Origin of the sequence: Jeotgalibaca sp. A127 (genome assembly GCF_052266745.1) — a bacterium.
Lineage (GTDB): Bacteria > Bacillota > Bacilli > Lactobacillales > Aerococcaceae > Jeotgalibaca.
This window is the reverse complement of the sequence record NZ_JBQPRC010000003.1, coordinates 196362-220683: the sequence shown is the minus strand read 5'-3', so window position 1 is coordinate 220683 and position 24322 is coordinate 196362. Positions and strand designations below refer to the sequence as shown.

General features: G+C 40.4%; 22 protein-coding genes and 1 other annotated feature. Of the genes, 12 read left to right on the top strand and 10 right to left on the bottom strand.

Translation table 11 applies throughout. The features are described 5' to 3' along the window. Nucleotides 1-25: 25 nt before the first annotated feature. A complete protein-coding gene (locus ACTVAI_RS05040) occupies nt 26-1585 on the top strand; it encodes a helix-turn-helix domain-containing protein (protein ID WP_443486053.1) in 1560 nt (519 codons plus the stop codon). A 45-nt stretch (nt 1586-1630) separates the two neighbouring features. Here the strand turns inward: ACTVAI_RS05040 and ACTVAI_RS05035 are convergent, their stop codons facing one another. From ACTVAI_RS05035 to ACTVAI_RS05020, 4 genes are read right to left on the bottom strand one after another with little or no spacing between them, the layout of a single operon-like run. Next, entirely contained in the window at nt 1631-2509 is an 879-nt protein-coding gene (locus tag ACTVAI_RS05035) for a bile acid:sodium symporter family protein (protein ID WP_443486052.1), read from the bottom strand. Nucleotides 2510-2528: 19 nt separating this feature from the next. After that, the gene (locus tag ACTVAI_RS05030) at nt 2529-2948 is read right to left on the bottom strand and encodes a YidH family protein (protein WP_443486051.1); all 420 of its coding nucleotides are present in this window, start codon (nt 2946-2948) and stop codon (nt 2529-2531) included. Beyond that, complete coding sequence (locus tag ACTVAI_RS05025) at nt 2941-3825, bottom strand: formylglycine-generating enzyme family protein (RefSeq protein WP_443486050.1); 885 nt, start codon at nt 3823-3825, stop codon at nt 2941-2943. The genes ACTVAI_RS05030 and ACTVAI_RS05025 overlap by 8 nt, the downstream gene beginning before the upstream one ends. A gap of 13 nt (nt 3826-3838) precedes the next feature. Then, nucleotides 3839-5494 (bottom strand): sulfatase family protein, encoded by a 1656-nt coding sequence (locus ACTVAI_RS05020; protein ID WP_443486049.1) that lies wholly within the window; start codon nt 5492-5494, stop codon nt 3839-3841. 351 nt (nt 5495-5845) lie between these two features. On the opposite strand from ACTVAI_RS05020, the gene ACTVAI_RS05015 reads away from it, so the two are divergent. Then, nucleotides 5846-7060 carry an L-lactate MFS transporter gene (locus tag ACTVAI_RS05015; RefSeq protein ID WP_443486048.1) on the top strand — a complete coding sequence of 405 codons (1215 nt, stop codon included), beginning with the start codon at nt 5846-5848 and terminating at the stop codon, nt 7058-7060. A 49-nt stretch (nt 7061-7109) separates the two neighbouring features. On the opposite strand, the gene ACTVAI_RS05010 is transcribed toward ACTVAI_RS05015, so the two are convergent. The 3 genes from ACTVAI_RS05010 to ACTVAI_RS05000 all read right to left on the bottom strand — a co-directional run bounded on the left by ACTVAI_RS05010 (nt 7110) and on the right by ACTVAI_RS05000 (nt 8446). Next, complete coding sequence (locus ACTVAI_RS05010) at nt 7110-7544, bottom strand: hypothetical protein (RefSeq protein ID WP_443486047.1); 435 nt, start codon at nt 7542-7544, stop codon at nt 7110-7112. A 2-nt stretch (nt 7545-7546) separates the two neighbouring features. Next, a complete protein-coding gene (locus tag ACTVAI_RS05005; RefSeq protein ID WP_443473863.1) occupies nt 7547-7744 on the bottom strand; it encodes a helix-turn-helix transcriptional regulator in 198 nt (65 codons plus the stop codon). 219 nt (nt 7745-7963) lie between these two features. Next, nucleotides 7964-8446, bottom strand: a complete 483-nt coding sequence (locus ACTVAI_RS05000; protein ID WP_443486046.1) for an SRPBCC family protein — start codon at nt 8444-8446, stop codon at nt 7964-7966. A 426-nt stretch (nt 8447-8872) separates the two neighbouring features. Between ACTVAI_RS05000 and ACTVAI_RS04995 the strand changes: the two genes are divergently transcribed. The 8 genes from ACTVAI_RS04995 (at nt 8873) to ACTVAI_RS04960 (ending at nt 18494) form a co-directional block, all read left to right on the top strand. Further along, the gene (locus ACTVAI_RS04995) at nt 8873-9601 is read left to right on the top strand and encodes a VIT1/CCC1 transporter family protein (RefSeq protein WP_443473865.1); all 729 of its coding nucleotides are present in this window, start codon (nt 8873-8875) and stop codon (nt 9599-9601) included. 173 nt (nt 9602-9774) lie between these two features. Next, nucleotides 9775-10092 (top strand): hypothetical protein, encoded by a 318-nt coding sequence (locus tag ACTVAI_RS04990; RefSeq protein WP_443473866.1) that lies wholly within the window; start codon nt 9775-9777, stop codon nt 10090-10092. A 172-nt stretch (nt 10093-10264) separates the two neighbouring features. Further along, nucleotides 10265-12427: an ATP-dependent helicase gene (locus tag ACTVAI_RS04985; protein ID WP_443473867.1), complete on the top strand. Its 2163-nt coding sequence runs from the start codon at nt 10265-10267 to the stop codon at nt 12425-12427. Nucleotides 12428-12452: 25 nt separating this feature from the next. Then, nucleotides 12453-13346, top strand: a complete 894-nt coding sequence (locus ACTVAI_RS04980) for a hypothetical protein (protein WP_443473868.1) — start codon at nt 12453-12455, stop codon at nt 13344-13346. A gap of 654 nt (nt 13347-14000) precedes the next feature. Beyond that, nucleotides 14001-15410 (top strand): MFS transporter, encoded by a 1410-nt coding sequence (locus ACTVAI_RS04975; protein WP_443473869.1) that lies wholly within the window; start codon nt 14001-14003, stop codon nt 15408-15410. Nucleotides 15411-15427: 17 nt separating this feature from the next. Further along, on the top strand, nt 15428-16330 hold the full coding sequence (locus tag ACTVAI_RS04970) for an amidohydrolase family protein (protein ID WP_443473870.1): 903 nt from the start codon (nt 15428-15430) through the stop codon (nt 16328-16330). 67 nt (nt 16331-16397) lie between these two features. Beyond that, complete coding sequence (locus ACTVAI_RS04965; RefSeq protein WP_443473871.1) at nt 16398-17264, top strand: AraC family transcriptional regulator; 867 nt, start codon at nt 16398-16400, stop codon at nt 17262-17264. Between the two features lie 357 nt (nt 17265-17621). Beyond that, nucleotides 17622-18494 carry an aldo/keto reductase gene (locus tag ACTVAI_RS04960; RefSeq protein ID WP_443486045.1) on the top strand — a complete coding sequence of 291 codons (873 nt, stop codon included), beginning with the start codon at nt 17622-17624 and terminating at the stop codon, nt 18492-18494. A gap of 71 nt (nt 18495-18565) precedes the next feature. Here ACTVAI_RS04960 and ACTVAI_RS04955 read toward each other — a convergent pair whose 3' ends face one another. From ACTVAI_RS04955 to ACTVAI_RS04945, 3 genes are all read right to left on the bottom strand, one after another. Continuing rightward, on the bottom strand, nt 18566-19012 hold the full coding sequence (locus tag ACTVAI_RS04955; protein WP_443486044.1) for a hypothetical protein: 447 nt from the start codon (nt 19010-19012) through the stop codon (nt 18566-18568). Between the two features lie 2 nt (nt 19013-19014). After that, nucleotides 19015-19464, bottom strand: coding sequence for a LytTR family DNA-binding domain-containing protein (locus tag ACTVAI_RS04950; RefSeq protein WP_443473875.1), 450 nt, complete (start codon nt 19462-19464; stop codon nt 19015-19017). A gap of 100 nt (nt 19465-19564) precedes the next feature. Beyond that, nucleotides 19565-20566 carry a sodium:calcium antiporter gene (locus ACTVAI_RS04945; protein ID WP_443473876.1) on the bottom strand — a complete coding sequence of 334 codons (1002 nt, stop codon included), beginning with the start codon at nt 20564-20566 and terminating at the stop codon, nt 19565-19567. A gap of 40 nt (nt 20567-20606) precedes the next feature. After that, nucleotides 20607-20652, bottom strand: a sequence feature (sodium ion sensor (DUF1646 type); this cis-regulatory element may regulate processes involved in with the transportation of sodium ions). Nucleotides 20653-21014: 362 nt separating this feature from the next. On the opposite strand from ACTVAI_RS04945, the gene ACTVAI_RS04940 reads away from it, so the two are divergent. Together ACTVAI_RS04940 and ACTVAI_RS04935 are read left to right on the top strand one after the other, a co-directional pair. Beyond that, the gene (locus ACTVAI_RS04940; protein ID WP_443486043.1) at nt 21015-22988 is read left to right on the top strand and encodes a methyl-accepting chemotaxis protein; all 1974 of its coding nucleotides are present in this window, start codon (nt 21015-21017) and stop codon (nt 22986-22988) included. A 295-nt stretch (nt 22989-23283) separates the two neighbouring features. Beyond that, nucleotides 23284-24219, top strand: a complete 936-nt coding sequence (locus tag ACTVAI_RS04935) for a 2-keto-3-deoxygluconate permease (protein ID WP_443473878.1) — start codon at nt 23284-23286, stop codon at nt 24217-24219. Nucleotides 24220-24322 lie beyond the last annotated feature (103 nt).

The window sequence follows — 24322 nt, the reverse complement described above, 5'->3', positions numbered from 1 at the left end:
ATGCGGTAAAGAGGAGGTAAGGCAAATGGCGATTAATCAATTTGAATTACAGCTAACTAACTATATTCATAATAATGAGCGTGTTTCTTTGCAGAAATGCGCTTCTTTCTTTGGGAAAAGTGAATCAACCATAAAAAGAGCCCTCTATCATTTGAATGATTATTTACCTCAAGGTAAGTGGTTTTTATTGGATGATAATCTCATAATAAGCCGGATTCATTACCATGATTATCTCGCATTATGTGCGATTTCGTTGAATGAATACAGTACAACGCCTGAAGAACGTCATCAACTAATTATTATGGAAGCATTTTTTAATGGATTTACCAATCTTTCCAAGCTCTATGTAAAACTGGGGCTTAGTGAAACCACTAGAAAAAATGACCGGAAAACGTTGCAACAAAAACTTAAACAAGAAGGCATGGAAATCATCTACCTTCCGCGGAAAGGGAACACGATTCAAGGCGAAGAACGCCTCTTGCGGATTAGAATCGCTATGCAATTATTATCAATTGTAGAATTAGACGAAAATGATCGTTTTAAGAATAGGCAAGCCAATACGCCCATTCAAAGGTTATTGGCTGACCTGTTTGTTACTTCCACTCGCTCCTATTTTGAGGAGACGAAAGAAAAAATTCGCTCGCATGTCTTCCATGATGAGCATCGTTCAGTGGATTACCCATCCAAAAAATTAATTTATCTTTATTATGCCATTAGTAGGTTGCGTGTTACTCAGGGGAAGACGATTACATTTGATCGAGCGGGACTTCCTGAAGCGACTACCCACCAATTGTTCTCAAGTGATGAAGAGAATGCCCACTTTGATTATCTGGTTATGTCACTAAATTATAAAACACCACTGAATTTTCCATTTGATGCTCGTATTGATAAACTTACTCTTGCGTTTATCGATTCAGTCGAGTTTAGCACGAAGACAGCATTTTATTCCCGCTATGGACCGTATCGCATGCTTTATGCGTACCTTTATAAGAGCTTTATCAAAAATAGGCTTGGTTATGGTTTCTATGATGAACATCTACATGATACTCAAAAGCAATTTCATAATCTTTATCAAATAGTGAGGAAAATGGCGCCACTGATTAAGGATGAGTTGATGATTCATTTACAAGATTATCAATACACCGATATTTGTTTAATCCTCCAGCGTTACTTGTTAAGGAACCATGTTCATGGCACAAAAACAAAACGAATCGTTATTATTTCAAATTATGCGAGTGAAAAAATAGAATATTTCATCGAGTCTCTTAAAGGTCATTTTGATGTTGAATTGGTCGGATACTTCACCATCAATGAACTCCATCAACTTAACGAGTTGAAATTCGATGAGATAATAACTTTCTCTTACCGCGTTAGTTTGCTGCTCCAAGAGCTTGGGCATGCCAGCCGTAAATTACCGTTCTATCTGAAGGATGAAACATTGTGGGAATTAAAGAATGCAGGATACGTGAGTAGCCATAACAGTAAAATTAAAGCGTTGGACTTAGCCAGGGAATTGGATGCTTTTATTACCTTGGAGGAAAAAACACGTTATTTACTTCAAAATTATTCAAGTCATTTTATATAGAATCACAAAAAGGAGAGCTGGTAAAAACCAGTCCTCCTTTTTGTATTAGGTAACGTTCTCTGTTTGGGGCTCATTATCTCTACTCAGATATTTCGCAATCGCAACCAACATGATGATTCCTAGTGTGTTTGCGATTGTAATAATCAACAAGACTTCTGGGGTATCACTAAAGTTATTGGCAGCAATGATCATGCAAGCAGCGGTGTTTCGTTGACCTGTTCCTAGAGCACCTAAATCTTGTAGGTGGTCATGCCCATTTTTACCTGCAATATAATAGCCAAGAACTGCGACACTCAAGATAAAAATGACACTTAGCAAGATTGCTCCTTCGCCGAAAATATTGAAAATACCTTCTAATTCACCGATCAAAATGCCAAAGACGACTATCCAAAGCGTGATGGTTCCAAGCTTGCCGATCCAAGGTTGAATTTTTTTGGTGAGACCGGGAACGAAACGATTTGCCAAGAGCCCTAGTATAATGGGTAAAATGAGCTGCCGCACTAGGGAAAAGAATATTTCCAATGCATTAATTGAAACCCCTGGTAGCGCAAGCGGAAGGGCAAACGGAACAAATAAACTGGTGGCGAGCACCAAGACAACCAATAGTGTAGCACCTAAGGCGATATCATGCTCCGAAAACTGAGTCAACTTAATCACGAAGGGTGCACCAGCGGCCATGCTGAAGATGATTAAGCCTGCCTCCAGTGGCTCAGAAATAGTGAATACTTGAAGCAGCAACAACATCATAAGGGGTGCAAGCAAGAAATTCACGAATAACATACGCAGGTAAAAACGCCACTCCGATAGGTGCTCCTTAAAATCATCCAAGGTCCGTGTCAAGCCAACGTTGAACATGGTTAAAAAAACAAAGATAGGAAGGAAGAAGTTTCCAACCGATCCAATAAAATTCAAGGCTTCAGTCATCCAATCCCTCTTTCATTATTTAGAATAAAAGCATACTAAAAGCTAGGACAAATATAACAAGCAACATCCCCGACAGAACCGTGACAGTGATGAGGTTCATTTTGGTTGGATAAATTTCCTTATCACTATCCAAGAATGTGTGTTTGACGTAATCAAAAACGGCTTTATAACTTATCCATGCATAGACAAAACACAATAACCCCAACAGAATCATGGCACCGCCAATAAGCAAAGCAGTATTACGGTTTTCGGTATTATGCAAGGCTTGTCCCAGTGTCCATCCCGCTCCGGCAATCGTGAAACCGGTCCGGATCCAAGCTGCATAGGTTCGTTCCGCTGCTTGCAGAGTCCGATTTTGAGCCAATTCACTCCGAAGTTTGGCTAATTCGGTACGATGCTGAGCTAATTCATCACTACTTTTTTGGACATTGTCACTCATTCATTTTCACCTTCTTCGTTTCGACATCTTTTACACAACGAAATCCGACATTACTTGATGAAGAAAGAGCTGTATTGGAATTGCGACCAGCTACGCGGTATCTTTGGCAGTAAGAACAGTGGCATAGGAACGAACCTCCTCGCAGTGCGTAAATCCCATCGCTGTAATGACTATTTTCCTGGAAGAAATGGTGTGCATTTTTTTGCTGGAAAGTTGCCAAGGGGATTTTCCCCGGGTTTAAACACCACTCCCAAACATTTCCGGAGGTTTGGTAAAGACCGTAGCCGTTTGGTTCATACTTGTCTACAGGAGCAGTGCCAAGGTACCCATCTTCCAGTGTATTCTTAGTAGGGAAGGAACCTTGCCAGACATTTGCGTGATGTTTACTGTCTTGGTGTAAGTCATCTCCCCAAGGAAATTGCTTACCGATCAATCCGCCTCTTGCAGCGTATTCCCACTCAGCTTCGGTTGGCAATCTTTTACCCGCCCAGAAACAATAGGCCAAAGCATCATTACGGGAAACATGAACGACCGGGTGATCCATCCGGTCCTTAATGGAAGAGTCTTTGCCTTCGGGGTTACGCCAGCTTGCACCAGGTACTTCATGCCACCACGTTGTTTGGGATAAAGTGGGGTAAATCGCACGTTCAGCTTCGTTCAATAACAATTTAAAAACGTGAGAGGAACCGTATCTTTCGGCATCGGTGATATAGCCCGTAGCCAGAAAAAAAGCCAAGAATTCTTCATTTGTAACAGTGTAACGATCAATATAAAAGCTTTCTACTGTCACTTTTGTAGTCGGTCCTTCCAAATCATCAACAAATCCAACGTCAGAATCAGTTCCCATCAAGAATGTGTTTCCTTCAATAAATATCATGGTGTTTCCATCTTCATTTCTTATCAATTTTTTTATCTTTTCCTCCGTGCTCCTCTTTTGGTGAAGGTGTTTTTTTAAACGTTTGGATATACGTTTCGTAATCTTCCATCCATTCCAATTGTGGCCATTCACCAGTTGGATTGTTTGGTTCGTTTTTTTGTGGTTTTCCTTCAGTGGAACGACCATTTTTTACTTGTTCCGCCAGTATTTCAGTTAGCTCTTTTACGATATCCGGGTGTTTTTCAATGACGTTCGTTGTTTCACTGATGTCGTCTCGTAAGTCGAATAATTCTTGTGGTTGGAAGTTTTTATCGTTCAAGGCAGCAAATCCACCCCCATTACTCACTAAGTTCAGCTTCCAGAAGCCACGACGGATAGAGAAGCCACCGTTACCGGTTGAATGAACAATATCTTCACGCAGAGGCTTGTCGATTCCTTGCCATAATCGTATAGCAGAAACGGAATCTTCCGCAGCATCGTCGGGAACAGTGACATCTAAAATATCTGCAATCGTACGATACCAATCCGAGTGACTCACCATTTGGGAAGTACTTGTTCCAGGATCGATGATGCGTGGATAAGAAATGATGGTTGGTTCACGGTGACCGCCTTCCCATACGTCTGCCTTTTTCCCTCTGAAAATATGGCTGGGGTTATGGCCTTGTTCTAATAAATCATCGAACCCGGCCACGGCAGAGGCGCCATTGTCGCTCGTAAAGATGAAAATAGTATCCTCAAAAATGCCTTTTTCTTTTAATTTAGCTGTAATTTGCCCTACATAAGCATCTAATTGCAAGACAAAATCCCCGTAAAGACCCAAACCGGATTTCCCTCTAAATTCCTCAGTAGGAATAAGTGGACCGTGCACTAGATGAGTGGGATAGTACAAGAAGAAAGGCTGTTCCCGGTCACCCATGTCATCCAATAGCCCCAATACTTTATTCTGCATATCCACTGGAACCTGCTCCACATTAAATTTCGGATCAGCCGGCCCCATTTGCCACGCTTCTTGTTGGGAATCATTGTGGCGTGCCACGTTCGGTAAACCATAGAGAATAGTCGGTTCAGCCATGAAGCGGTTATTTTCGATATAAACATATGGCGGTTGGTCTAGTGAAGCAGAAGTTCCAAAGAAGTAATCGAAACCAAAATCATTCGGTCCATACTTAATTGGTTTAGTGTAATCAATATCCAAGCCTTCAATTTTTGCTGTCTGCAAGCTCTGGTCAAAGTTACCATTTCGTCCGAATTGATCATCAAGCTTCTGGAACTCCTCTTGATCCAAAGAGAAGCGGTCCAAATCATTTTCTTTTTTCAGTTCCCAGTCCATCCCCAAATGCCATTTCCCGACTGCGGCAGTGCGATAACCATTTTCTTTCAGCATATGAGCAAGCGTTTTGCGGTTTTTTTCGATTAAAGTCTCGGAATCGCCCCGAACAACGAAACTCTTCAAACGCGACCGCCAATTGTAGCGGCCGGTCAATAAGCCATAACGAGAAGGGGTACAGAGCGCACTGGTTGCATGTGAATCCTTGAAACGCATGCCAGCTGCTGCTAGAGCATCTATATTTTTGGTATGGATTTTAGAATTCGGGTTAAAACTCGATACGTCACCATAGCCTAAGTCATCTGCGAACATTAATACTATATTCGGTTTTCTTTTTACCATGTAAATGCCTCCTATAAATAATGTATTTAGTCATAAGTTGTGGTGCTGTTATATTTTTAGGTTAACATAATTGCATTTTACTGTCTTGTCAGACGGGTTGAGTAACCACTATTTCGAAAAAAAGCTCACTCAGAACGATTTTCTCGTCTGAGTGAGCTTTTTATCAACAATGAATGCGATTTAACTAATTATACGCTCTCTTTGATTTTATAACCAAATAAACTAAATCCATAACTTCAAATTATAGCCGTCATAATATTCTGTTGGTAGTAACTTCGCTCAAAACCATCTAAACTGTTACTGAAACCGCTTAATAGGAGAAGGTTCGGAATTACAATAAGGAGGAGTAAAATGAAACAACAGAAAAATCGCTGGCTTATATTGATTGCAGCAATTATAACAAATTTGGCTTTGGGGGCTGGATATGCGTGGTCCGTGTTCCAAACAGCATTATTAGAACAAAATACGGATTGGTCACTGAGTGAAACGTCCCTGGCCTTCAGTATTTCTTTTGCCATGGTTCCCGTTGCGATGATTATCTGCGGTCCAATCGTGGATAAATATGGTGGGAAGAAAGTCGTTCTTGTATCAGGTATCTTGTTCGGTCTTGGTATGTTCTTGACTAGTTATGCCAACAGTATTATTATGCTATACCTGACTTACGGAATTATTTTAGGTTTAGGAATTGGAGCGGGGTACGGAACAGCTACGGCACTTACTGTTAAATGGTTCCCGGATAAAAAAGGATTGGCAGGAGGACTTACGGCAGCTGGTTTTGGATCAGGTGCAATCATCTTGGCACCAATCGCTACAAGCATGATTGGTAGCATTGGTATCAACCAAACTTTCCGTGTATTAGGTGCGATTTTGTTGGTGGTCATCTGTGCTTCATCATTCATCATGGAAAATCCACCCGTCCAAGAAAAAGCAGTGACAACGGTAAATACGGATAAAGACTACAAACAAATGCTGCGCGAGCCAAATTTCTGGATCTTATGGGTCATTTACACATTTGCGGCAACAAGCGGTATGATGATCATTGGTCACGCAGCCAATATTGCAGCGACTTATAATCTAGGAGCCGGAGCTGCTATCGTGATGATTGTAGGCCTGGCGAATACAATGGGTCGCATCTTCTGGGGATCCGTATCGGATAAAGTCGGACGCTATAAAACAGTCGCATTAATGTTTATCGTGTCTGCTGCAGGATTACTCCTCTTGAATCTAACCCAAACATTAGGCGCTGTAGCCGGCATCATCGGCTTGGTTGGGATTGCACTTTCCTTTGGTGGTTTCCTAGGATCATTCCCAGGAATTACCGCAGAAAACTGGGGTGCTTCAAAATCCGCTTCAAACTACGGTTGGATGTTTACCGCTTATGGTATCGCGGCCGTATTCGGACCATCAATTGCTTCAACGATGCGTGAAGCAACAGGTTCTTACTCGCTAGCTTTTATTATTTCAATTGTGATGGCAGTTGTAGGGATGGTATTGACGTTGTGGTATATGAAACGTGTTAATAACAAAGCAGCTATCAAAACGGATGTCGTAAGCGAAGCAAAATAGCGTTATAAAAAAGCACTCGGTTGAGTGCTTTTTTGCTATTTAAAGGGATTCAATCAGCTATGCGTTTGTCCCATAATTTTCGAACAATATAGGTGATGGGGATTGAAATCCATGTCAGACCCAACATGAGCTGAGATGCCGCTAAAGTGAGTTTTCCGTCAATCACCAAACCTCTGTCACTTATTGAACCTGAGTATAGAGCAAGCCAAACATACATCACACCCATAGCTAGGACGACTAGGTTGCTACGCAACGGTTTTTCCTTGCGATTGAAATAAGCCCCTTGCCAAGTACTGACGATATTCATGAATGTTCCAGGAATCAATATGATAAAGAGAAGTTCTACTGAACCGTCTTCAGCCCATTGGAAATCCTTGACACCCGTTACAAAGTGATTCACCAGTAAAAGGAGTACCACTAAGAAAAAACTGTGATAGCCAGTACGGTACCGGATAAAGCGCTGGTATTCATCATAGCTGTTCATTTTTAACCCTCCCAAAATAAATCGTTCAGTGTCACTCCAAGAGCCTTGCAAATTTTGATGCAGAGATTGATTGTCGGATTATAATCACCGCGTTCAATCGCACTGATTGTTTGACGCGTTACATCCGTTGCATCTGCAAGTGCTTGTTGAGACATATCTTTTTCCATTCGTGCCATCTTTAGACGTATATTTTTAGTCATCATCGCAACCTCGTTTTGTAAAATATACCTTACTTTATGTAAAGTATACCAGACATCGCTACGTACAGTAAATAATAACTGAAACAACTGGCCCGATTGGAATAAGACGAAACTCTGAAGTGATCACTCAAACCATATTTTTCGTCTGAGTAATCGCTTTTCAAAAAAAAATGATTACTCAACAGCCATTTTGATGTCTGAGTAATCGTTTTATAATAGCTATCTAAATGTCTTATCAAATGACTCACTATAGATTCCCATCAATCTGTCTACGTCATTTTGCCAACTGATTGGTTCACCATTCACGATTTGTTCCAGCACCTCCAGACAGCCATGCCATCCGGTAGCAGTATTTACAGCCCAAGATAAATCATCAAAGGTATGCGTAAAAATCATGTGACAGCCTTTGTCATGATTTTTCAACGTGATGTGGATGAGCTCATCGCCTTCTTGAAATGAAAAAGTATGGGGAGCATCCAGTTCCGTTATAATTGCTTCAGATACTGTTCCTTCCTCGTCATCAAAACGGATAACGCCACCCACCTTGAGTTCCATCTCACCCGTAGCACAGGGATACCATTCCTTAAAATCATCAGGATTCGTCAAGACCATAAAAACTTCCTCGGGGCTATAGGGAAAAAAACGCTCGAACCTTAACAAATACCGACCCTTTGATTCGTGTAGAGTTCCATAATCAGCCATCATGTTTCCTCTTTTCTATTTGAGATGACGTTTCCTTCTGATTTCATTATATAATAACTTGCGATAACGTGCCGTTGTGGCAACTTAAAAAACGGTTGTACCTTTCGAATGCCACCCAAGTTATGTCCGTTTTTAGTTTGAATGAGGCATAACTAATGTGCAGCGTGAAAGTTATGTCCGATTCTGACGGATATTGGACATAACTTTTTGCAAACCTGGAACTGTGTCAAAGAAATTGATTGAGTGTCTGATCGGCTGATTTATTCTTTTCCACCTTGTGATATGAGGTGATTATGCTACCTAAAAGGTAAATTTCCTGAGGGCTATCAGTAGAGATTACGGTTAGGAAAATCCATAATAGAGTTAAGGTGAGAATGAGAAGTTAAAGAGATAGAGACTCGATATATAAAGGAGAATGAATGAGCTATGAAAAATCCATTGATTAAAGCCAAGGCCAAGGACGGACAAGAAAAATTTAAAGGTGGAAAATACATCAAGAGTATCGTTTATGGTGGTTTGGACGGGATTGTTACGACATTTGCGGTGGTGTCTGGTGTAGCAGGCGCATCTCTGGCTGTTCGAGTGGTGATCATTCTCGGTTTTTCTAACTTGCTAGCCGATGGATTCTCAATGGCTGTAGGCGACTATCTTTCCAGCAAGTCAGAGAATGAGTATAATATGGGACTTAAACAACAAAAGAGGCGCGAACTGGTCGATAACTTTGATAATGAAGTAGAGAGTCTCATAGTGTCTTATGAAAATAAAGGACTCTCGAAGGAAGATGCTCAGACCATTGCCTATACGCTGGCTAAATATGAAACGCCTTTTATTGATCAAAAAATTATATGGGAACAGGGCAATAGCGAGGTCCTGGAAGGTCCACTGAAAAATGCTATTGTCACTTTCTCTTCCTTCTTTATTTTTGGAATGATCCCACTTTTAACCTATGTTTTCTCCATGTTCCTGCCATTTATACATGATAATGCTTTTACAATTGCTTCGGTTTTAACAGGGATGACGCTGTTTCTTCTAGGAGCGTTGAAGTCCCGTATCACGCATTCAAACTGGATAAAATCCGGACTGGAGATGTTGGGCATAGGTGGTCTAGCAGCAGTTGCTGCTTACTTGATTGGTTTTATATTGGGAGGAATTTAAAAACATAACGGTCCTTGTGATGGGGTAAAAAGTACTCATTTATGTAGTATTTTCATGCTGTGTTGAACGCACGTTCGTAAAGAGGTATAATGAAAATATCACTTAAAGAGTGAGAAGTATATAAAACAAAAATTTTACGAAATCATTGATGTGAAGTAGGAAGGGCCGTTGTTGTGAAAAGAAAATTAAGGCGTTTATATAGAAAATACTGGAATGTTGCACTTCCTTTTGTATTAGGCTGGGTGGGAATCACGCCAGTGCAATACCAAACAGGTAAAAAAGTTTGGACAAGCAAGCCAGTGCGAAAGACTCGTAGAAAGACGGAAAAATTAATCAAAAAATCACTCCGCTATGTCTTTGTAGTTGGGTTGGTTTATTATTTCATTCAAAATCCGGAAGATTTCAAACTGATGATAAACCACTTTATAGTGAATTTGACTGGGTTAATAGGAAAAGGATTCGCACTTATAACTGATGTATTTAATGCATAACAAGTACAGCCAAAACAATCTTTCGTCACGAAGGAGTGCTTTGGCTAATTTTTTTGAAAACGAAATTGGATTTTATACGAGGATTCATAGTATAAATAGTGATCTTTCTGTTAAAATAAGAATATAAGTTCGTACTGTATTTATTTCATCTTTTACGGAAAGAGTGAAGATAATGGCAGAGGATAATATTCTAACAGGTTTAAACGACAAACAACTTGAAGCAGTGAAAACAACTGAAGGATATGTACGCGTGGTAGCGGGGGCCGGGTCAGGAAAGACCAGGGCGCTCGCACATCGTTATGCCTACATAGTGGAGTATCTCGGAATTGATCCGGACCATATATTATGCGTGACCTTCACCAATAAAGCTGCAGGAGAAATGAAGCGGCGCGTGACTGCCTTGCTTGGTTCAGGATATGACAATGGGTTGATTGTAACTTATCACGGTTTTTGTGTGCGGGTGTTACGAGAGGATATCCACCGCTTCCAGTTTCCCCGCCAATTTATTATTCTGGATGAAGAGGATCAAAAAGCTATATTGCGTGAAATATATGAAGAACTAGGAATGCGGTTAGAGAACAGGACCTTCCGGAGTTTATTGTTGAAAATCGCGAAATTCAAAGAAGAGCTCGATTATGTCTATATGTTGGCTGATGTAGAAAATAAGATTGTCTTTGAGGAAACTGATACAGTGGAACAACAAGTCATCAAGAAGTATTTGTTGAAGCAAAAGAAAATTTTCGGGCTGGATTTCGATGATTTGATTAATTTTACCTTGGTTTTATTCCAGGACTATGAGGAAGTGCTGGAAAAGTGGCAGAAGAAACTGCACTATATTCAGGTCGATGAATTCCAGGATAGCAGCGCCAAACAAATCGCGATTGTTGATTTGGTATCGAAACGAAACAAGAATCTCTTTGTGGTAGGGGATCCCGACCAAACAATTTACGAGTGGCGTGGGGCAAGACCGGAATACTTTGTTGATTTCAATTTGCATTACCCAACCTGTAAAACGATAATCCTGAACGAAAATTACCGATCAACACCGGAAATACTCAACTTGGGGAATGCATTAATCAAGCAAAATAAGTTGCGCGTGGACAAGGACATGTTTACCCGTAATCCTTCCGGGGTAAAAGTCGTGCATTTCCACGGAAAAAACGAATCCGAAGAAGTGAAGTGGATTATTGAGCGTATACGTTATTTAGAAAAAGAGGGCGTCAATCTTAATGAAATCGCCATTTTATATCGGGCTAATTTTTTATCTCGCTATATTGAACAAGGATTGATTAACGAAGGAATTGACTACACTATTTACGGAGGTTTCAAGTTTTTTCAACGTAGAGAAGTAAAGGATGCCCTGGCGTATTTGCGTTTGATTGCGGTTGGGGACGATTTATCCTTTCTTCGTGTCATAAATAACCCCAGAAGAGGAATGGGACCTCGCAAATTGGAAGTGGTACGCAAGGTAGCGAGTGAATCGGGACTATCCTATCTGGAAGTGGTGGAACAATATCAGGGACAGGAATTTCTTTCGGATCGTGCCCGGAAATTTATCGAATTGATTTTGGATTATCAAGACCACTACATAAACTATACCGTTTCTGATTTGTTGACGGAAGTATTGGAGAAATCGGGATACATGGCGGCGTTACGCCAGGACGGGGATCAGGAGCGCTTAGATAACCTGACCGAGCTCATGAATTCAGTTGTTGCTTACGAGCGAGCCAACGAAGAGGAAGCAAGCTTACATGATTACCTGCAAAGTATTGCGCTCTATACCGATTATGAGAAAGAACCAAACCACCAAAGTGTCAAAATGATGACCATTCATACAGCTAAAGGTTTGGAGTTTTCCTATGTTTTCTTGATTAGTTTCAATGATGGAATTTTACCGAACGCTCGGTCCCTAGAACAAGGGAAGAAGCGAGCCTTGGAGGAGGAGCGTCGGTTGATGTACGTGGCAATCACGCGTGCGATGAAAGAATTCTATATGACTGAATCGGAAGGCATTGGCCAGAATGGAAAAAACAAGATTCCATCGCGGTTCATTTTTGAGATAAAGGAAAGTTTATTCGACCGAATCGGTGTAATTGAGGAAGAGTTTATTCAGGAGAGTAAGGAGTATATCACTTTAACTAATTCCACCGTTCTAGGGGAAGCACCCGCAGATGGTTTTCAAGTGGATGAAGCCGTCGAACACCCCGTATTTGGTAAAGGAATCGTTAAAGAAGTAGATCCCTATAACCGGACGTATGCGATTCAGTTTGAAGGGGTAGAGATGTTGAAACCGATTAGTTTTGATTTTAAGCGATTGGTAAAATATAGTGGTTGATTGTTTTTTTCAGAAAGGAGTAACTATGAAAAACAAAGCATTACTAGCAGTTGTAGCCGGAATGTTTCTCGTAGCGTGTAACAACTCCGAAGTCACAGAACCGCCAACCAGTTCTGAAACTACGCTATCTAGCGAAGTTACGTCCGAAGCAGCCCCTATCTGGACATCGATGGAAGAAGCAGTCGTCTTCTACGAGGAAGCCATTATCCAGGACCTGGGTGAAGACTTGGCGAGCATCGAGTTGGACGGCGAGTTTTACGAACGTGAATCTTGGGAGTTGATCGAGAATACGGGCAATACGATTGTTCTTTCTTTCAAAAATATTGGTTATGGGGGAAGAAACCCGGTGGCGTTTATAAAAGAGGAGGAATTTACGACCATCACGTTTTACGAGGTCGACACCCCGTATCCGGAAAAACCTATTTCGAAACGCACGATCCGTAATACCGATATGGTGACGGTCAGTAAAGAAGATCTAAAGCCGGTAGAAAATGAAAATTCGGCTGCGGATGAAGATTTGCTTTCCAGTTACTCAGTTCAGGAAATTGAATATGCCCGGGTCTGGCTGGAAGTGATCGGGAATGTCGATGTGGAAGAACTGAATGTGACCTATATTTCGAAAGGTGAACCCATCAACGCGTATGAGCCGGCAGATAGTGCGACCTATCCCGAAAATGTGGTGGTGTTAACGGGAAAAATAATGGCTGATGGCAGCGTCATCTACAGTAGCAACGGTGACGGAAGCATCAACCTTTATCAAGTGCCTTCTCACTGGCAACAAGGTGTTGTGCCAGCAGGGCAAACTATGTTGGAATACACGACGGATATCGCCAAAAATCCCGTTCGCGTTTCAATTAGCACCGGAAATGACCAGGATGTGGCTAAACTGATTGAAAAGCAGAATGTCAATGGATCATGAATAAAGGGATTTTTGAATGTATTAAAGTAGGTGGCAACATTCTCTTCCTTGGTGAAGAGAGCGGTAAACGGGTAGGGTTGAGTGAAAGACAGCTTGACGTTTTGAAGGAAAAAAATAGGTCACGATTGAATATTTGGGAATAATTGAACGTCCCGAAGGCGATTCATGATCTTCTGCGTTTACCGCACGAATCAATAATTTTTAATTATCTAGAAGTCTGTGAAAATTGTCAGAAGATTAATTTTCGTGGGCTTTTTTGTCGTATATAGAAATACACTAACACTTTAAAATTTAACAATACCAACTCGGAAATAATGAGTAAGAGTTTTTCGAAAAAAATCTAGCTCAAATAAAAAATTATCACGAGTGGGAATAATTAATTGAAATTACTACTCGGAATCTTGGGTTGGAACCAGCTCAAGAATCCATTCAGTTTTCACGTTATTCCAGAAACAGGCAAATTCTGGGAGAATCACCAGAAATTACCAACAGGTTTTGCATAGTCCCTCAGATTTTTTGCAATTCTATTTTGATAGCGGATTCAATAAAATGAGTAGCATAAGAGGTTAACCGCTATCATTGATGTGAAAGATTACACAAAAACGCGATTTGTGTAATCAAAAAAATGCACGAAGAAGCAGAGGAGAAAGAGAAATGAGAAAATTTGGTGTTAAAGACCAAATCGGCTATGCATTCGGGGATGTTGCGGGCACAGTCGATACAGTTATGATTGGTTATGTAATGGTTTTCTGTACGTATGTTTTAGGAATCAGTCCAGCATTTATGGGTTCCATGTTCTTATTCACAAAGTTCTGGGATGCCATTAATGATCCAATTATTGGTTCTTTTCCTGACCGTTGGAAAATAGGTAAAAGTGGCAATAAATTCAAACCTTATGTAATGCTTGGATTAATCCCATTATCTTTATCTTTAGCATTCATGTTTTTAGATATCAGCAGTCAGTCCATGATGTTTAAATATATTTGGGTGACCGTTTTCTACGTATTGCATGAGATGGCTTATACATTAACTTCCGTTCCTTACGGGGCTATGTCGTCGGTTATTACTTCGGATCCACTTGAAAGATCAAAACTTTCTCAAGCTCGTTCATTAGGGGCACAAATAAGTGGTCCAATCCTGATGACGATCGCACCACTTATCCTTTTTAATGATAACGGTGAATATATTCCTTCTGCATTTATGAAATTAGCAACGCTTTCTATTGCAGCTATTGCAATATCTTACTTTATTTTAGTAAGCTTCACCACCGAACGAATCAAAGATACAAGAACACAAGAAGAAAAACCAAAATTTGAATACAAACGCCTCATTAAACAAGTTTCACAAAATCGCCCTCTATTAGGTGTGATGTTCGCAACAATTGGAAACCTTTTCTTGGGTATGGGCTTCGCACAGTTAAATGCATATTTATTCATCGAGTATTTCAAAGCTCCGAAATTAACCGCTACATTAGGATTCAGTAGTTTGATTTTGGTGTTGGTTATGTATCCTTTTGTTCCAAAATTAGTTGCTCGATTTGGAAAACGTATTACATTATCAGGCGCTATCATTGTTTCTCTCGTTGCCTATGCAGCAATGTTAATAGGTAACATACAAAATCCTTATATTTACATTGGATTGTATTATCTTTCATGCGTTGGGACAGTTGGATTCTTCATGCTCGTATGGGCAATGGTCAATGACTGTATCGACTACCATGAATACAAGTTTGGTGAAAGAAATGATGCTTCCTTATTTTCCGTTTATGCCTTCTCACGTAAGCTAGGTAGTGCTTTAGGTGGTACTATCGGTTCTTACGCACTCGTTTTTGCTGGTTATGATTCTTCTCTATCAACACAAGCAATGGGTGTTGGTAAAAACATCTACATGATTTTAGGATTGATTATGGCAATTGGTGGAATCATGGAATTGATTGGAGTAGGAGTAATCTACAATCTGAAAGATAAAGATGTGAAGCATATTGCGGCTACATTGAAAGAAAGACGCGACGATGAAGATATGGCTGTTGAAATTGAAATGGTTAATGTTCCTGTTGCTGAATAATAAGGAGATGGATTTTTTTGAAAAAGATAGATATACATTTACACGTTGCTTATGACGGTCAGGAACTTGAATTCCAGGGCATGAAAATTGCGGATGGCGCAGCCATGAAGAAGTATATGGAAGACAATGGGATAGAGCATGGGGTTTTGATGTCCGGTTCTGAACAGTATTCGACCACTGGTATGGGATTTGGGGCGAATATCGATAATATTGCTTTAGCAAAAAAATACCCTGAAACCTTCTCGTTCCTTTGTTATGTGGATGTCCACCAGCCAGAAACATTAAAGCAACGCCTGCGTCATTATCAGGAATTAGGTGCGGTAGGGGTAGGAGAGTATTCAGAAAATTATTGGCTAGATGATTCAAAGTTTGAACCCTTATTTGAAGCTTGTTCAGAACTGGATATGCCAATTCTTTTCCATATTTCACCTGAACAAGGGTACAATTATGGTGTCGCTGATCATGGCGGGTTACCGTTACTCGAAGGCGTTTTGGCAAAGTTCCCAAATTTGAAAGTAATTGGACATTCTCAACCATTCTGGTATGAAATTGGTGGGGATATGGCGTATGACATCGAATCAAGAAATAATTATCCAGAAGGCTTGGTGAAAGAGGGTGGACGTTTAGTTGAATTGTTCCGTAACTACCCTAACTTATATGCCGACCTCTCCGCTAATAGCGCAGGAAATGCAATTATGCGTGATCCCGAGTTCGGCTATCGATTCTTGGAGGAATTTCAGGATCGTTTGATGTTCGCAACGGATATGGTTAGTGTCGATATGTATTTCCCGCTAGGAGATTGGTTGGACAATGCTGTAAATACTGGGAAACTATCTCAAACAGCTTACGCTAAAATAGTGCGCTACAATGCAATTAATTTGTTGAAACTACCAATTAAAGAGAAAGTAACTTTTGCATAATATGATAAGATAACGGTACAAAAGACAGTTTGTCTTCTGTATCGTTATTTTTTGGAGGAAGGAAAAAATGGCTGGAAACTATTCTATTTTCAATAAGTTTAACTATAAAGACCTTTTCGAGATGGTTTATATAAACAATAATACGCCACTGATTAATCGTCTTCATACCCATGATTATTATGAACTTTACTTTTTTGTTTCAGGTAAGACTTTGTACTACATAGATGGAAAAGAATATGAGTTTAAAAAAGGTGATTTTGTTATCATCCCACCGAATGTGCCGCATCAGTCCATTCTTGATGCCAGCCCAACACCCTACACAGGGTATGCAATTTTTATCACGCTGCCGTTCCTTCAAAATCTAGCTGAAATGGAAGAAAAGATTGCCTATCCATTCCGGTATGCTTTAGATAATAAACAATATATTTTTCACACTCCCTTACCAACATGGCATGGCATATTGAGTGCTTTTCAAATGATTGACAAGGAGTTCCACAACGACAAGTATTGCCATCAATTTGCTGCATACACATCAACCGTTAATTTGATAATCCTTCTTTCCCGAACAGTGTATTATTTGACCAATAAGGAAGTAGATAGTAAACCAAATGAAGTTTTAATGCTGAACATCAAAAACTATCTTGATGCCAATTATTTTAATGAGTTGACACTAGAAGATACAGCGCAGAAGTTTTTCATTGGTTCTTCTACACTTTCTCATTTATTCAAGGAACAGATAGGAGTATCCTTCTACCAATATGTAATCCAGCTGCGGTTGGAGGCAGCCAAAAATGATATCCTTGCTCATAAGCCTGCCAGTAAAGTTTATCGGGAAAATGGCTTCAAAGACTACAGTAACTTTTATAAAGCCTTTAAGAAACGCTATGGGGTAGCTCCCACTAAGTATTATAAAGAAATAAGACAATCAAATTGAAGTGAAAGGAAATAATACCATGTATAGTGAACAGGATAAAAAATTCCATTGCAATAACTGTAATAAGGTAATCGAGGCGGGCGAGAAATGTTGGACAAAATGGGCTTTACCACCCAGTCACTTACGGACACAGACGATGCCTTCTTTAGTATTGCGATATGAGAATGCCCCCATCATTTGTCTGGAATGTACCAAAAAGGATTTACTTTTTTCAGATTTTTGATAAGCTTTGCTGTTCTGCCCATCGAGGGATATAACTTGACTCGGCATTACCTTGAAGTGGAAAATGAAGTTAGCAAGAAAATGAAGGCGCTTTAAATTTCGAAAAAATAAAAACAGAAAGAAGGAAAAATAGACATGATTTTAGATGAAACGTATATCTTATCAAATGGGGTAAAAATCCCCAAGCTGGGTGCGGGCGTATGGATGATTGATGACGAGGTTGTTGATCAAGTGGTGAAAGATGCTCTGGATGTGGGGTACCGCCATATCGACACCGCCCAATCTTATCGCAATGAAGAAGGAGTCGGCCGCGGTATCAAAGCCTCAGGTGTCGACCGCAAAGAAATTTTCGTGACGACCAAGCTCAGTGGCAACATCAAAGATTACGGGGAAGCGGTCAAAGCGATTGATAAATCGCTGGCCCGATTGGATATGGACTATATCGATTTGATGATTATTCATAGTCCACAACCCTGGGCTGAATTTCGTGATGAGAGCAACCATTATTTCGAAGGGAATCTCGAAGCATGGCGTGCTCTGGAAGAAGCTTATAAAGCAAAGAAAATACGGGCCATTGGCGTTTCGAACTTTGAACAAATCGATCTGGAGAACCTTATCGAAAATGGTGAAATCAAACCCATGGTGAATCAGATTCTCGTGCATATCACGAACGTCCCCAACGACGTCATGAAGTACTGTCAGGAACAAGGTATCGTGGTGGAAGCCTATTCCCCGATTGCTCATGGTGCTATCCTTGACCATCCGAAGGTGAAGGAAATGGCTGAGAAATACACGGTTTCTCCTGCGCAACTGAGCATCCGTTATGTCTTGCAACTGGGCACGGTTGCTTTACCGAAATCCACCAAGAAAGCGCACATGAAAGCCAATGCCGCGATCGATTTCACGATTTCTGCGGAAGACATGGAAATCTTGAACGGCCTTCCCCTGATTGAACACTATGGGAAGGATCATGAGATGCCTGTATTCAAGACTTTCTACAAAGACTGATAAGTTATAAGAATTTCAACTAAAACACCACCCTCAAAGCGACCGAACAGGTGCTTTGAGGGTGGTGTTTGTTATTTTTTATTTTTTTGTTGGTAATCCTCTAATGCCCGGTTCAGTGTTTTGGTTTCCCGTTGCAGATCCCAAACCAGGGCCAGCCAATAGAAAAACAAGGAAAGGGCGATGGCGGCATAGAATACATAGTGGTACCAATCAGGATAGCTTTGGAACCACTGGAACAGTTCCGAAAAGAGAATGGTAACGGACAGTGACCAGCACCCCCAAATGGTAATTCGGGAATTGGTCACGTTGTTGGTCAAGAGGAAGCTTTGACCAAGTCCAATCAACAAACACGCCGCGAAAATTTGGATAGCAGTCCAAAAATCGAGGGAGCTCGCTTGATTTGGTTCAAGAATGCCATAAAACAGATAAAAAAATACAAATGCCACAAAATAAATACCGGCGGCAGACTTGGCCTCGTACATGAATAAATAAAATTTTTGCCAATTAGTTTGTTCCATTGTTAACCCTCCTTAAGTTCCATACCCAATCGTTGTTTGAATGCCGGAGCATAGTGCCGGGAAACAATCATTTTTTCTCCGTTTTCCAGAGTGATTTCGATACGACTGTTCAATAGGCTGCGCAGCTTTTGAATATGGTGCAAATTGACCAGCTGTGACTTGCCAATCCGGACGAAACCTGCATGCTGATAATTTTCCTCAAGCTTCATCAAGGACTCTGTCACTTCCAGGACATCCGCTTTTGTGTAAAGGAAGACGCGGTTGTCGACGGCCTCCACGAAATATATAGCGTGGGGCGAAATAAGGACCGTTTCTTTTTCCTTTCGGGCAAAAATCTGGCTGGAGGATGCTTGAAGGAAATCGAGTGTGGCCTGCATTTCGGCATCCAACTCGCGAATGTGCAGAATCACCTCGTTCTCCCCCGCATCCATCTTTTCAATCCTGATTCTCATGACAACCTCCCTTCCTGGTAACACCTCACACGTAGAGTGTAATTTAAATTATCTTCCCGTTCAATCGATTTTGACTATGTTGCAGATACTGGTGGGTTAGTTACAAAAAAATATTCAAGAGTAGATAAACGGCATATATCGCCAAGAGGACTGCGCCTTCCATTTTGCTGATTTCAAGTTTTTTGGTGTTGAAAATGAAATAGCTGACCATGCCAACTACAAGCAAAACTATTGGAAAATGAATCTGGTAAAAAATCGGAGCAACTCCCAAGCCTCCGGGAACCAAAGAGATGGAGACACCCAGCACCAAAAGGATGTTGAGGATGCTTGCCCCTAAAATATTCCCGATAGCCAAGCCGCCAAAGCCTTTTCGGGCGGATGCGTAAGTGGTAGTCAACTCGGGCAAACTTGTACCCAAGGCAACAATGGTCCCGGCAATAATGGCATCTGAAACTCCCAGGCGCACAGCTGCGGCCTCAACGGTGGTGACTAAGGCACTGGCACTTAAGGCCACGGCCACAGCGCTCAAAAAGATGATGCCTGTTTCTTTAATCAAATTTCCCTTTTTATGAGGTTCTTCGTCCGCTTCCGGATGTATTTCTTTGGATGGTTCCCGGAATGCCGTGAGTAGATAGACAGGCAAGGAAAGAAGGAGGAGTATACCCACAACCGGATGGATCCTACCAGTGGAAGAAAATATTTCCGCTCCAAATGTCCGTACACTGCCAAAAACCATGAGCAACAGCGAACCAATCAAAAAAGGCAGTCTACTTGCTGTTGTCCGCATCACGGGAATGGCACCAGCAATTGAACCAACACCCAAAACAAGAGTCATGTTTGTGATAACCGAACCGATGGCGTTCCCCAAGACAAAATCAGTGGCATCCTGCATAATGGCCGCGATAGCGGTGGATAGCTCCGGCAATGTCGTCCCCACTGAAACAATGGTCGCTCCAATTATCAATTCGGATATACCGAATTCCCGGGAAAGGGAAACAGCGTGGTCGATCAGTGTATCTGTGGCCTTGGATAAGATGATGAGTGACATGAGGAACACGAGGGCCAGAATCGGCCAGCTTTGGTTTGATATAAAAGTTTCCATAAGAATCCTCCTCATAAATAAAAAGCATATGCTCAAGAAATTCTTCCCACCCCGGAAGAAAAATCCTTGAAAGCATACGCTCAACCGCATTAATACTATTCTCTTTGAAATTATTATACCAAAAAAGATGTAAACCCACCTCAATAGCTATCGAGGCGGTTGTTTTGGGTAGTAAATTCTTTTATCCTTCCACCGCCGGAACTTGATGTAAATTTAAGTTCCTAATATGGAAGAAGTTTTGTAAATTTACCGCGAAGCTTTAAGTATTGAACAAGCGGCAATAGATAATTTGAAATAGCATGGTGATGTCTGCCTTTATGGCAGGCATTTTTTTGAAAATTTATTTAATTCAACATGATCTCCCTTTAAAAAAGACGAATAGTGCCGATATAAAGAAAGTCATCGATTGGAATGATATATCAATACAGTCAGCATTAGGGGGAAGTTCATGTTTAAAGGAATTACATCAAAATTATTAGCTGCATTTAGCATTTTACTGCTAGTTGTGGTTTGTGGTTTGGGTTTTATCACGATTGATACAATCCGGACGGATAAAAGAATGGCCGAAGAAGAGTTGGAAACATCAGTTGCAACACTAGAGGCATTAATGAGTAGACAAGAAGAATTTGCAGGCGCATTGGCAACAGGATTGTCCGGGAATGAACGATTAAAGCAAGCATTAGAAAAAAAGAATTATACGGAAATGTCAGCCATTATTCAGCCTTATTATGAAACTTTTAATGAAAAAACGGGTCTTTCGGTATTGGAAATTGGCGATGCTGAGGGAACTGTATTATATCGTGCGCACAATCCGGAAGAATTTGGTGACTCTAAGTCAGGTAATCCATCAATAGCATCTGCCTTGCAAGGTAACCACTTAATGGGAACAGAGACCGGAAAGTCAGGAATAGCAATACGCGCTTTTGCTCCCATTGACGTAGGTCAAGAAGTGATTGGTACAATCCAAACAGGTTACACTGATGCATTTTTTGAAAATTATACCAATTTAACCGATACAAATGTTGATATTTATACAGCAGAAGGACTGCTTTATACAACGGACGAAAGCAGTCTGAAATCAGATTCAAACTTGCAGGAAAATATAAGTCAGACTTTGACTGGCAAAAATTTAAAAGAAAAGACGAAGAATGAATATTATGAATTGTTGCCAATTAAAGATCCAACGGGTGCAACAATTATAGGTGCCTTTAAAGTTAGCTATGACCTAAAAGATGTGAATGCGCAAATTCAGCAACTCATCTTGGTAAATAGCTTAATTGCATTACTTTTTGTTGCAACCATAGTGACGATCGTTGGGTATTTCTTGCGAAACCTTGTAAAACCGATTAAGATGATGTCCAATGAAATTACCGAGATAGCAAATTATGATTTGACCAGTAAGAAGCTTGAGAACGATGAAAAACTCTTACAAAACAATTCCGAAATTGGACAATTGGCGAATGCAACACTACAAATGAAAAAACAACTTGTTCAACTTATCCGTCAAATTTCGGAACATGCAGAAACAGTTTCTGCTTCATCTGAAGAATTGACAGCCACGAGTAAAGAAGCAACAGTATCGGCTATAGAAGTGAATGCTGTGATTACTGAAATCGCGCATGGCGCTACAGAGCAAGCAACCGAAACCTCTTCAGGAACACTAAAAGTAGAGGAATTAGGAAATCTAATTAATCAAGAAAAACTGATAATTGAAAAATTGAGCACTTACTCTGTGCAAGTTAACAGGCTCAAAGAGGAAGGCTTGGAGAAGCTTAGAGATTTGCAAGAAAAAACAAAAGATGCTAGTAAAGCCCAGTTAGAAGTTGGAGAAGTTATTGGGGAAACAAATGCTAGTGTCGAGCAAATAGGTTCAGTGAGTACGATGATTAAGTCCATTGCGGATCAAACCAACTTACTCGCTCTTAATGCATCGATTGAAGCTGCTCGATCAGGTGAAGCGGGTAGAGGATTCGCAGTAGTAGCAGATGAAATTAAAAAATTAGCGAGTCAGTCAAATGAATTTGCCGATCAAATAAAAGGGACGATTGATGCACTAAATTATAAAACGCAAGCGGCAAAGGATTCATTAGCTGTTATGAAGGACATGAATGACCTGCAGCTATATAGTTTATCCGAAACGCATAATAAGTTTTACGGAATAGCACATACCTTAGATGAGGTTGGCAAGGCAATGGAACAATTGGATGTGACAAGCTCGATTATGGATGAGAAGAAAAATTTAATTATTCATACTATGGAGCAACTGGCTGCTATTTCAGAAGAAAACGCCGCCAGTACAGAAGAAGCATCTGCTACAGTAGATGAACAAGTCAATGCTATGAGTCAGATTTCAGAAGCGAGTGACAGTTTGGCTCATCTTGCTGAGGAACTAACCCTTGGCATGCAAAAATTTAAATATTAAAAGGGTAAATTTGACTATCCTTTGTAACTCTCCCGATTAAAAAGGGAGAGTTTTTTTAAATATACATACTTTTCGTGAATGCTTATTGCAAGGAACCGTCACTGTTCTTTATAATACATAAAGTAAAAAAATGATGGTATCACTGACTAATTAACCTTTTTCTGGAAAGATTATTTCATTTAAAAGTCGCGCAATAAGTGCAATATAGAATTAGCATTTCCAAGTAATCCTTTAAAAAACTCTCCTAATATGATAGACTTTTTTAGATGATTAGTTTAAAAAAAGGAGACATACGATGTACGATAAGATTACGAAAGTGCCTGCGGGCTTGTTTTTAGTGCCATTATTTCTAAGTGCTTTATTTTATACGATATGGCCGGATTTGGTTCGGATCGGTGGTTTAACTGAAGCGACTTTTTCTGGTGATAGCATGAACTTTATTTTGGGCGTGTTATGTTTCTTTTCTGGAACAACCATTGACTTAAAAAGACTCGTGCGCGTTTTAAAAAGACAAGGTATTTTATTAGTAGTAAAATTCATTTTGAGTGTCGGTTTTGGCTTGGCAGCTATTCAATTATTTGGGCAAGAAGGAATTTTTGGTATTAGTACCATGGCACTTGTAGTAGGAATAAGCAGTTTGAATCCAGCTATTTATCTCTCACTAATTAAAGAGTACGGGACAGATGATGATACGGCAGCTTTTGGCTTGATTGGTGTGTTCAGTCTGCCTATCATACCAGTAATTGTTTACAGTATTACATCGGCGGCTGGAGCTGAAATGGACTGGATGCCTATTATTTCCACATTGGTCCCAATAGGCCTTGGTATGTTAATCGGAAATTTAGATGTAAAATTTGCACAACTATTTGCTCCGGGTTCAGGTGTCTTGTTACCGATTCTCGGTTGGAATATCGGACAAGGTATTGATCTTGTTGAAGTGGCAAAATCAGGCTTGCAGGGTTTGCTACTTGTAATCATCTATTATATCGCGATGAGTCCTATATTTTTGATTGACAAAAAAGTATTAAAACAAGATGGCATTGGCGCAGTTTCAATGCTTTCAATTGCAGGGATTTCTGTATCAACATTGGGGATATTGGCAGTAGCACATCCTGAGCTTCAACAGTACGTTTCAAGTGCGACTGGCCAACTTTTAACAGCGACAGTTTTAACAAGTGTAACGACTTCCTTTTTTGTAAAAAGTTTATATAAAAATGCCTACGTGAAGTAGAGTCATTACTGATGATATATAAAACCGTTCATAATCCAATGAACGGTTTTATATATGGATTTGTTTGTTTCAAAGGAGTCCCATTATTTAAATGCTACAATAT

What these genes read in the sequence shown, in the direction of transcription:
- ACTVAI_RS04955 (WP_443486044.1), bottom strand. Translation starts at nt 19,012, where the DNA reads ATGGAACAAACTAATTGGCAAAAATTTTATTTATTCATGTACGAGGCC.
- ACTVAI_RS05040 (WP_443486053.1), top strand. Translation starts at nt 26, where the DNA reads ATGGCGATTAATCAATTTGAATTACAGCTAACTAACTATATTCATAAT.
- ACTVAI_RS05005 (WP_443473863.1), bottom strand. Translation starts at nt 7,744, where the DNA reads ATGACTAAAAATATACGTCTAAAGATGGCACGAATGGAAAAAGATATG.
- ACTVAI_RS04945 (WP_443473876.1), bottom strand. Translation starts at nt 20,566, where the DNA reads ATGGAAACTTTTATATCAAACCAAAGCTGGCCGATTCTGGCCCTCGTG.
- ACTVAI_RS05000 (WP_443486046.1), bottom strand. Translation starts at nt 8,446, where the DNA reads ATGGCTGATTATGGAACTCTACACGAATCAAAGGGTCGGTATTTGTTA.
- ACTVAI_RS05030 (WP_443486051.1), bottom strand. Translation starts at nt 2,948, where the DNA reads ATGAGTGACAATGTCCAAAAAAGTAGTGATGAATTAGCTCAGCATCGT.
- ACTVAI_RS04950 (WP_443473875.1), bottom strand. Translation starts at nt 19,464, where the DNA reads ATGAGAATCAGGATTGAAAAGATGGATGCGGGGGAGAACGAGGTGATT.
- ACTVAI_RS04960 (WP_443486045.1), top strand. Translation starts at nt 17,622, where the DNA reads ATGATTTTAGATGAAACGTATATCTTATCAAATGGGGTAAAAATCCCC.
- ACTVAI_RS04965 (WP_443473871.1), top strand. Translation starts at nt 16,398, where the DNA reads ATGGCTGGAAACTATTCTATTTTCAATAAGTTTAACTATAAAGACCTT.
- ACTVAI_RS05020 (WP_443486049.1), bottom strand. Translation starts at nt 5,494, where the DNA reads ATGGTAAAAAGAAAACCGAATATAGTATTAATGTTCGCAGATGACTTA.
- ACTVAI_RS05035 (WP_443486052.1), bottom strand. Translation starts at nt 2,509, where the DNA reads ATGACTGAAGCCTTGAATTTTATTGGATCGGTTGGAAACTTCTTCCTT.
- ACTVAI_RS05025 (WP_443486050.1), bottom strand. Translation starts at nt 3,825, where the DNA reads ATGATATTTATTGAAGGAAACACATTCTTGATGGGAACTGATTCTGAC.
- ACTVAI_RS05010 (WP_443486047.1), bottom strand. Translation starts at nt 7,544, where the DNA reads ATGAACAGCTATGATGAATACCAGCGCTTTATCCGGTACCGTACTGGC.
- ACTVAI_RS05015 (WP_443486048.1), top strand. Translation starts at nt 5,846, where the DNA reads ATGAAACAACAGAAAAATCGCTGGCTTATATTGATTGCAGCAATTATA.
- ACTVAI_RS04995 (WP_443473865.1), top strand. Translation starts at nt 8,873, where the DNA reads ATGAAAAATCCATTGATTAAAGCCAAGGCCAAGGACGGACAAGAAAAA.
- ACTVAI_RS04935 (WP_443473878.1), top strand. Translation starts at nt 23,284, where the DNA reads ATGTACGATAAGATTACGAAAGTGCCTGCGGGCTTGTTTTTAGTGCCA.
- ACTVAI_RS04985 (WP_443473867.1), top strand. Translation starts at nt 10,265, where the DNA reads ATGGCAGAGGATAATATTCTAACAGGTTTAAACGACAAACAACTTGAA.
- ACTVAI_RS04975 (WP_443473869.1), top strand. Translation starts at nt 14,001, where the DNA reads ATGAGAAAATTTGGTGTTAAAGACCAAATCGGCTATGCATTCGGGGAT.
- ACTVAI_RS04940 (WP_443486043.1), top strand. Translation starts at nt 21,015, where the DNA reads ATGTTTAAAGGAATTACATCAAAATTATTAGCTGCATTTAGCATTTTA.
- ACTVAI_RS04980 (WP_443473868.1), top strand. Translation starts at nt 12,453, where the DNA reads ATGAAAAACAAAGCATTACTAGCAGTTGTAGCCGGAATGTTTCTCGTA.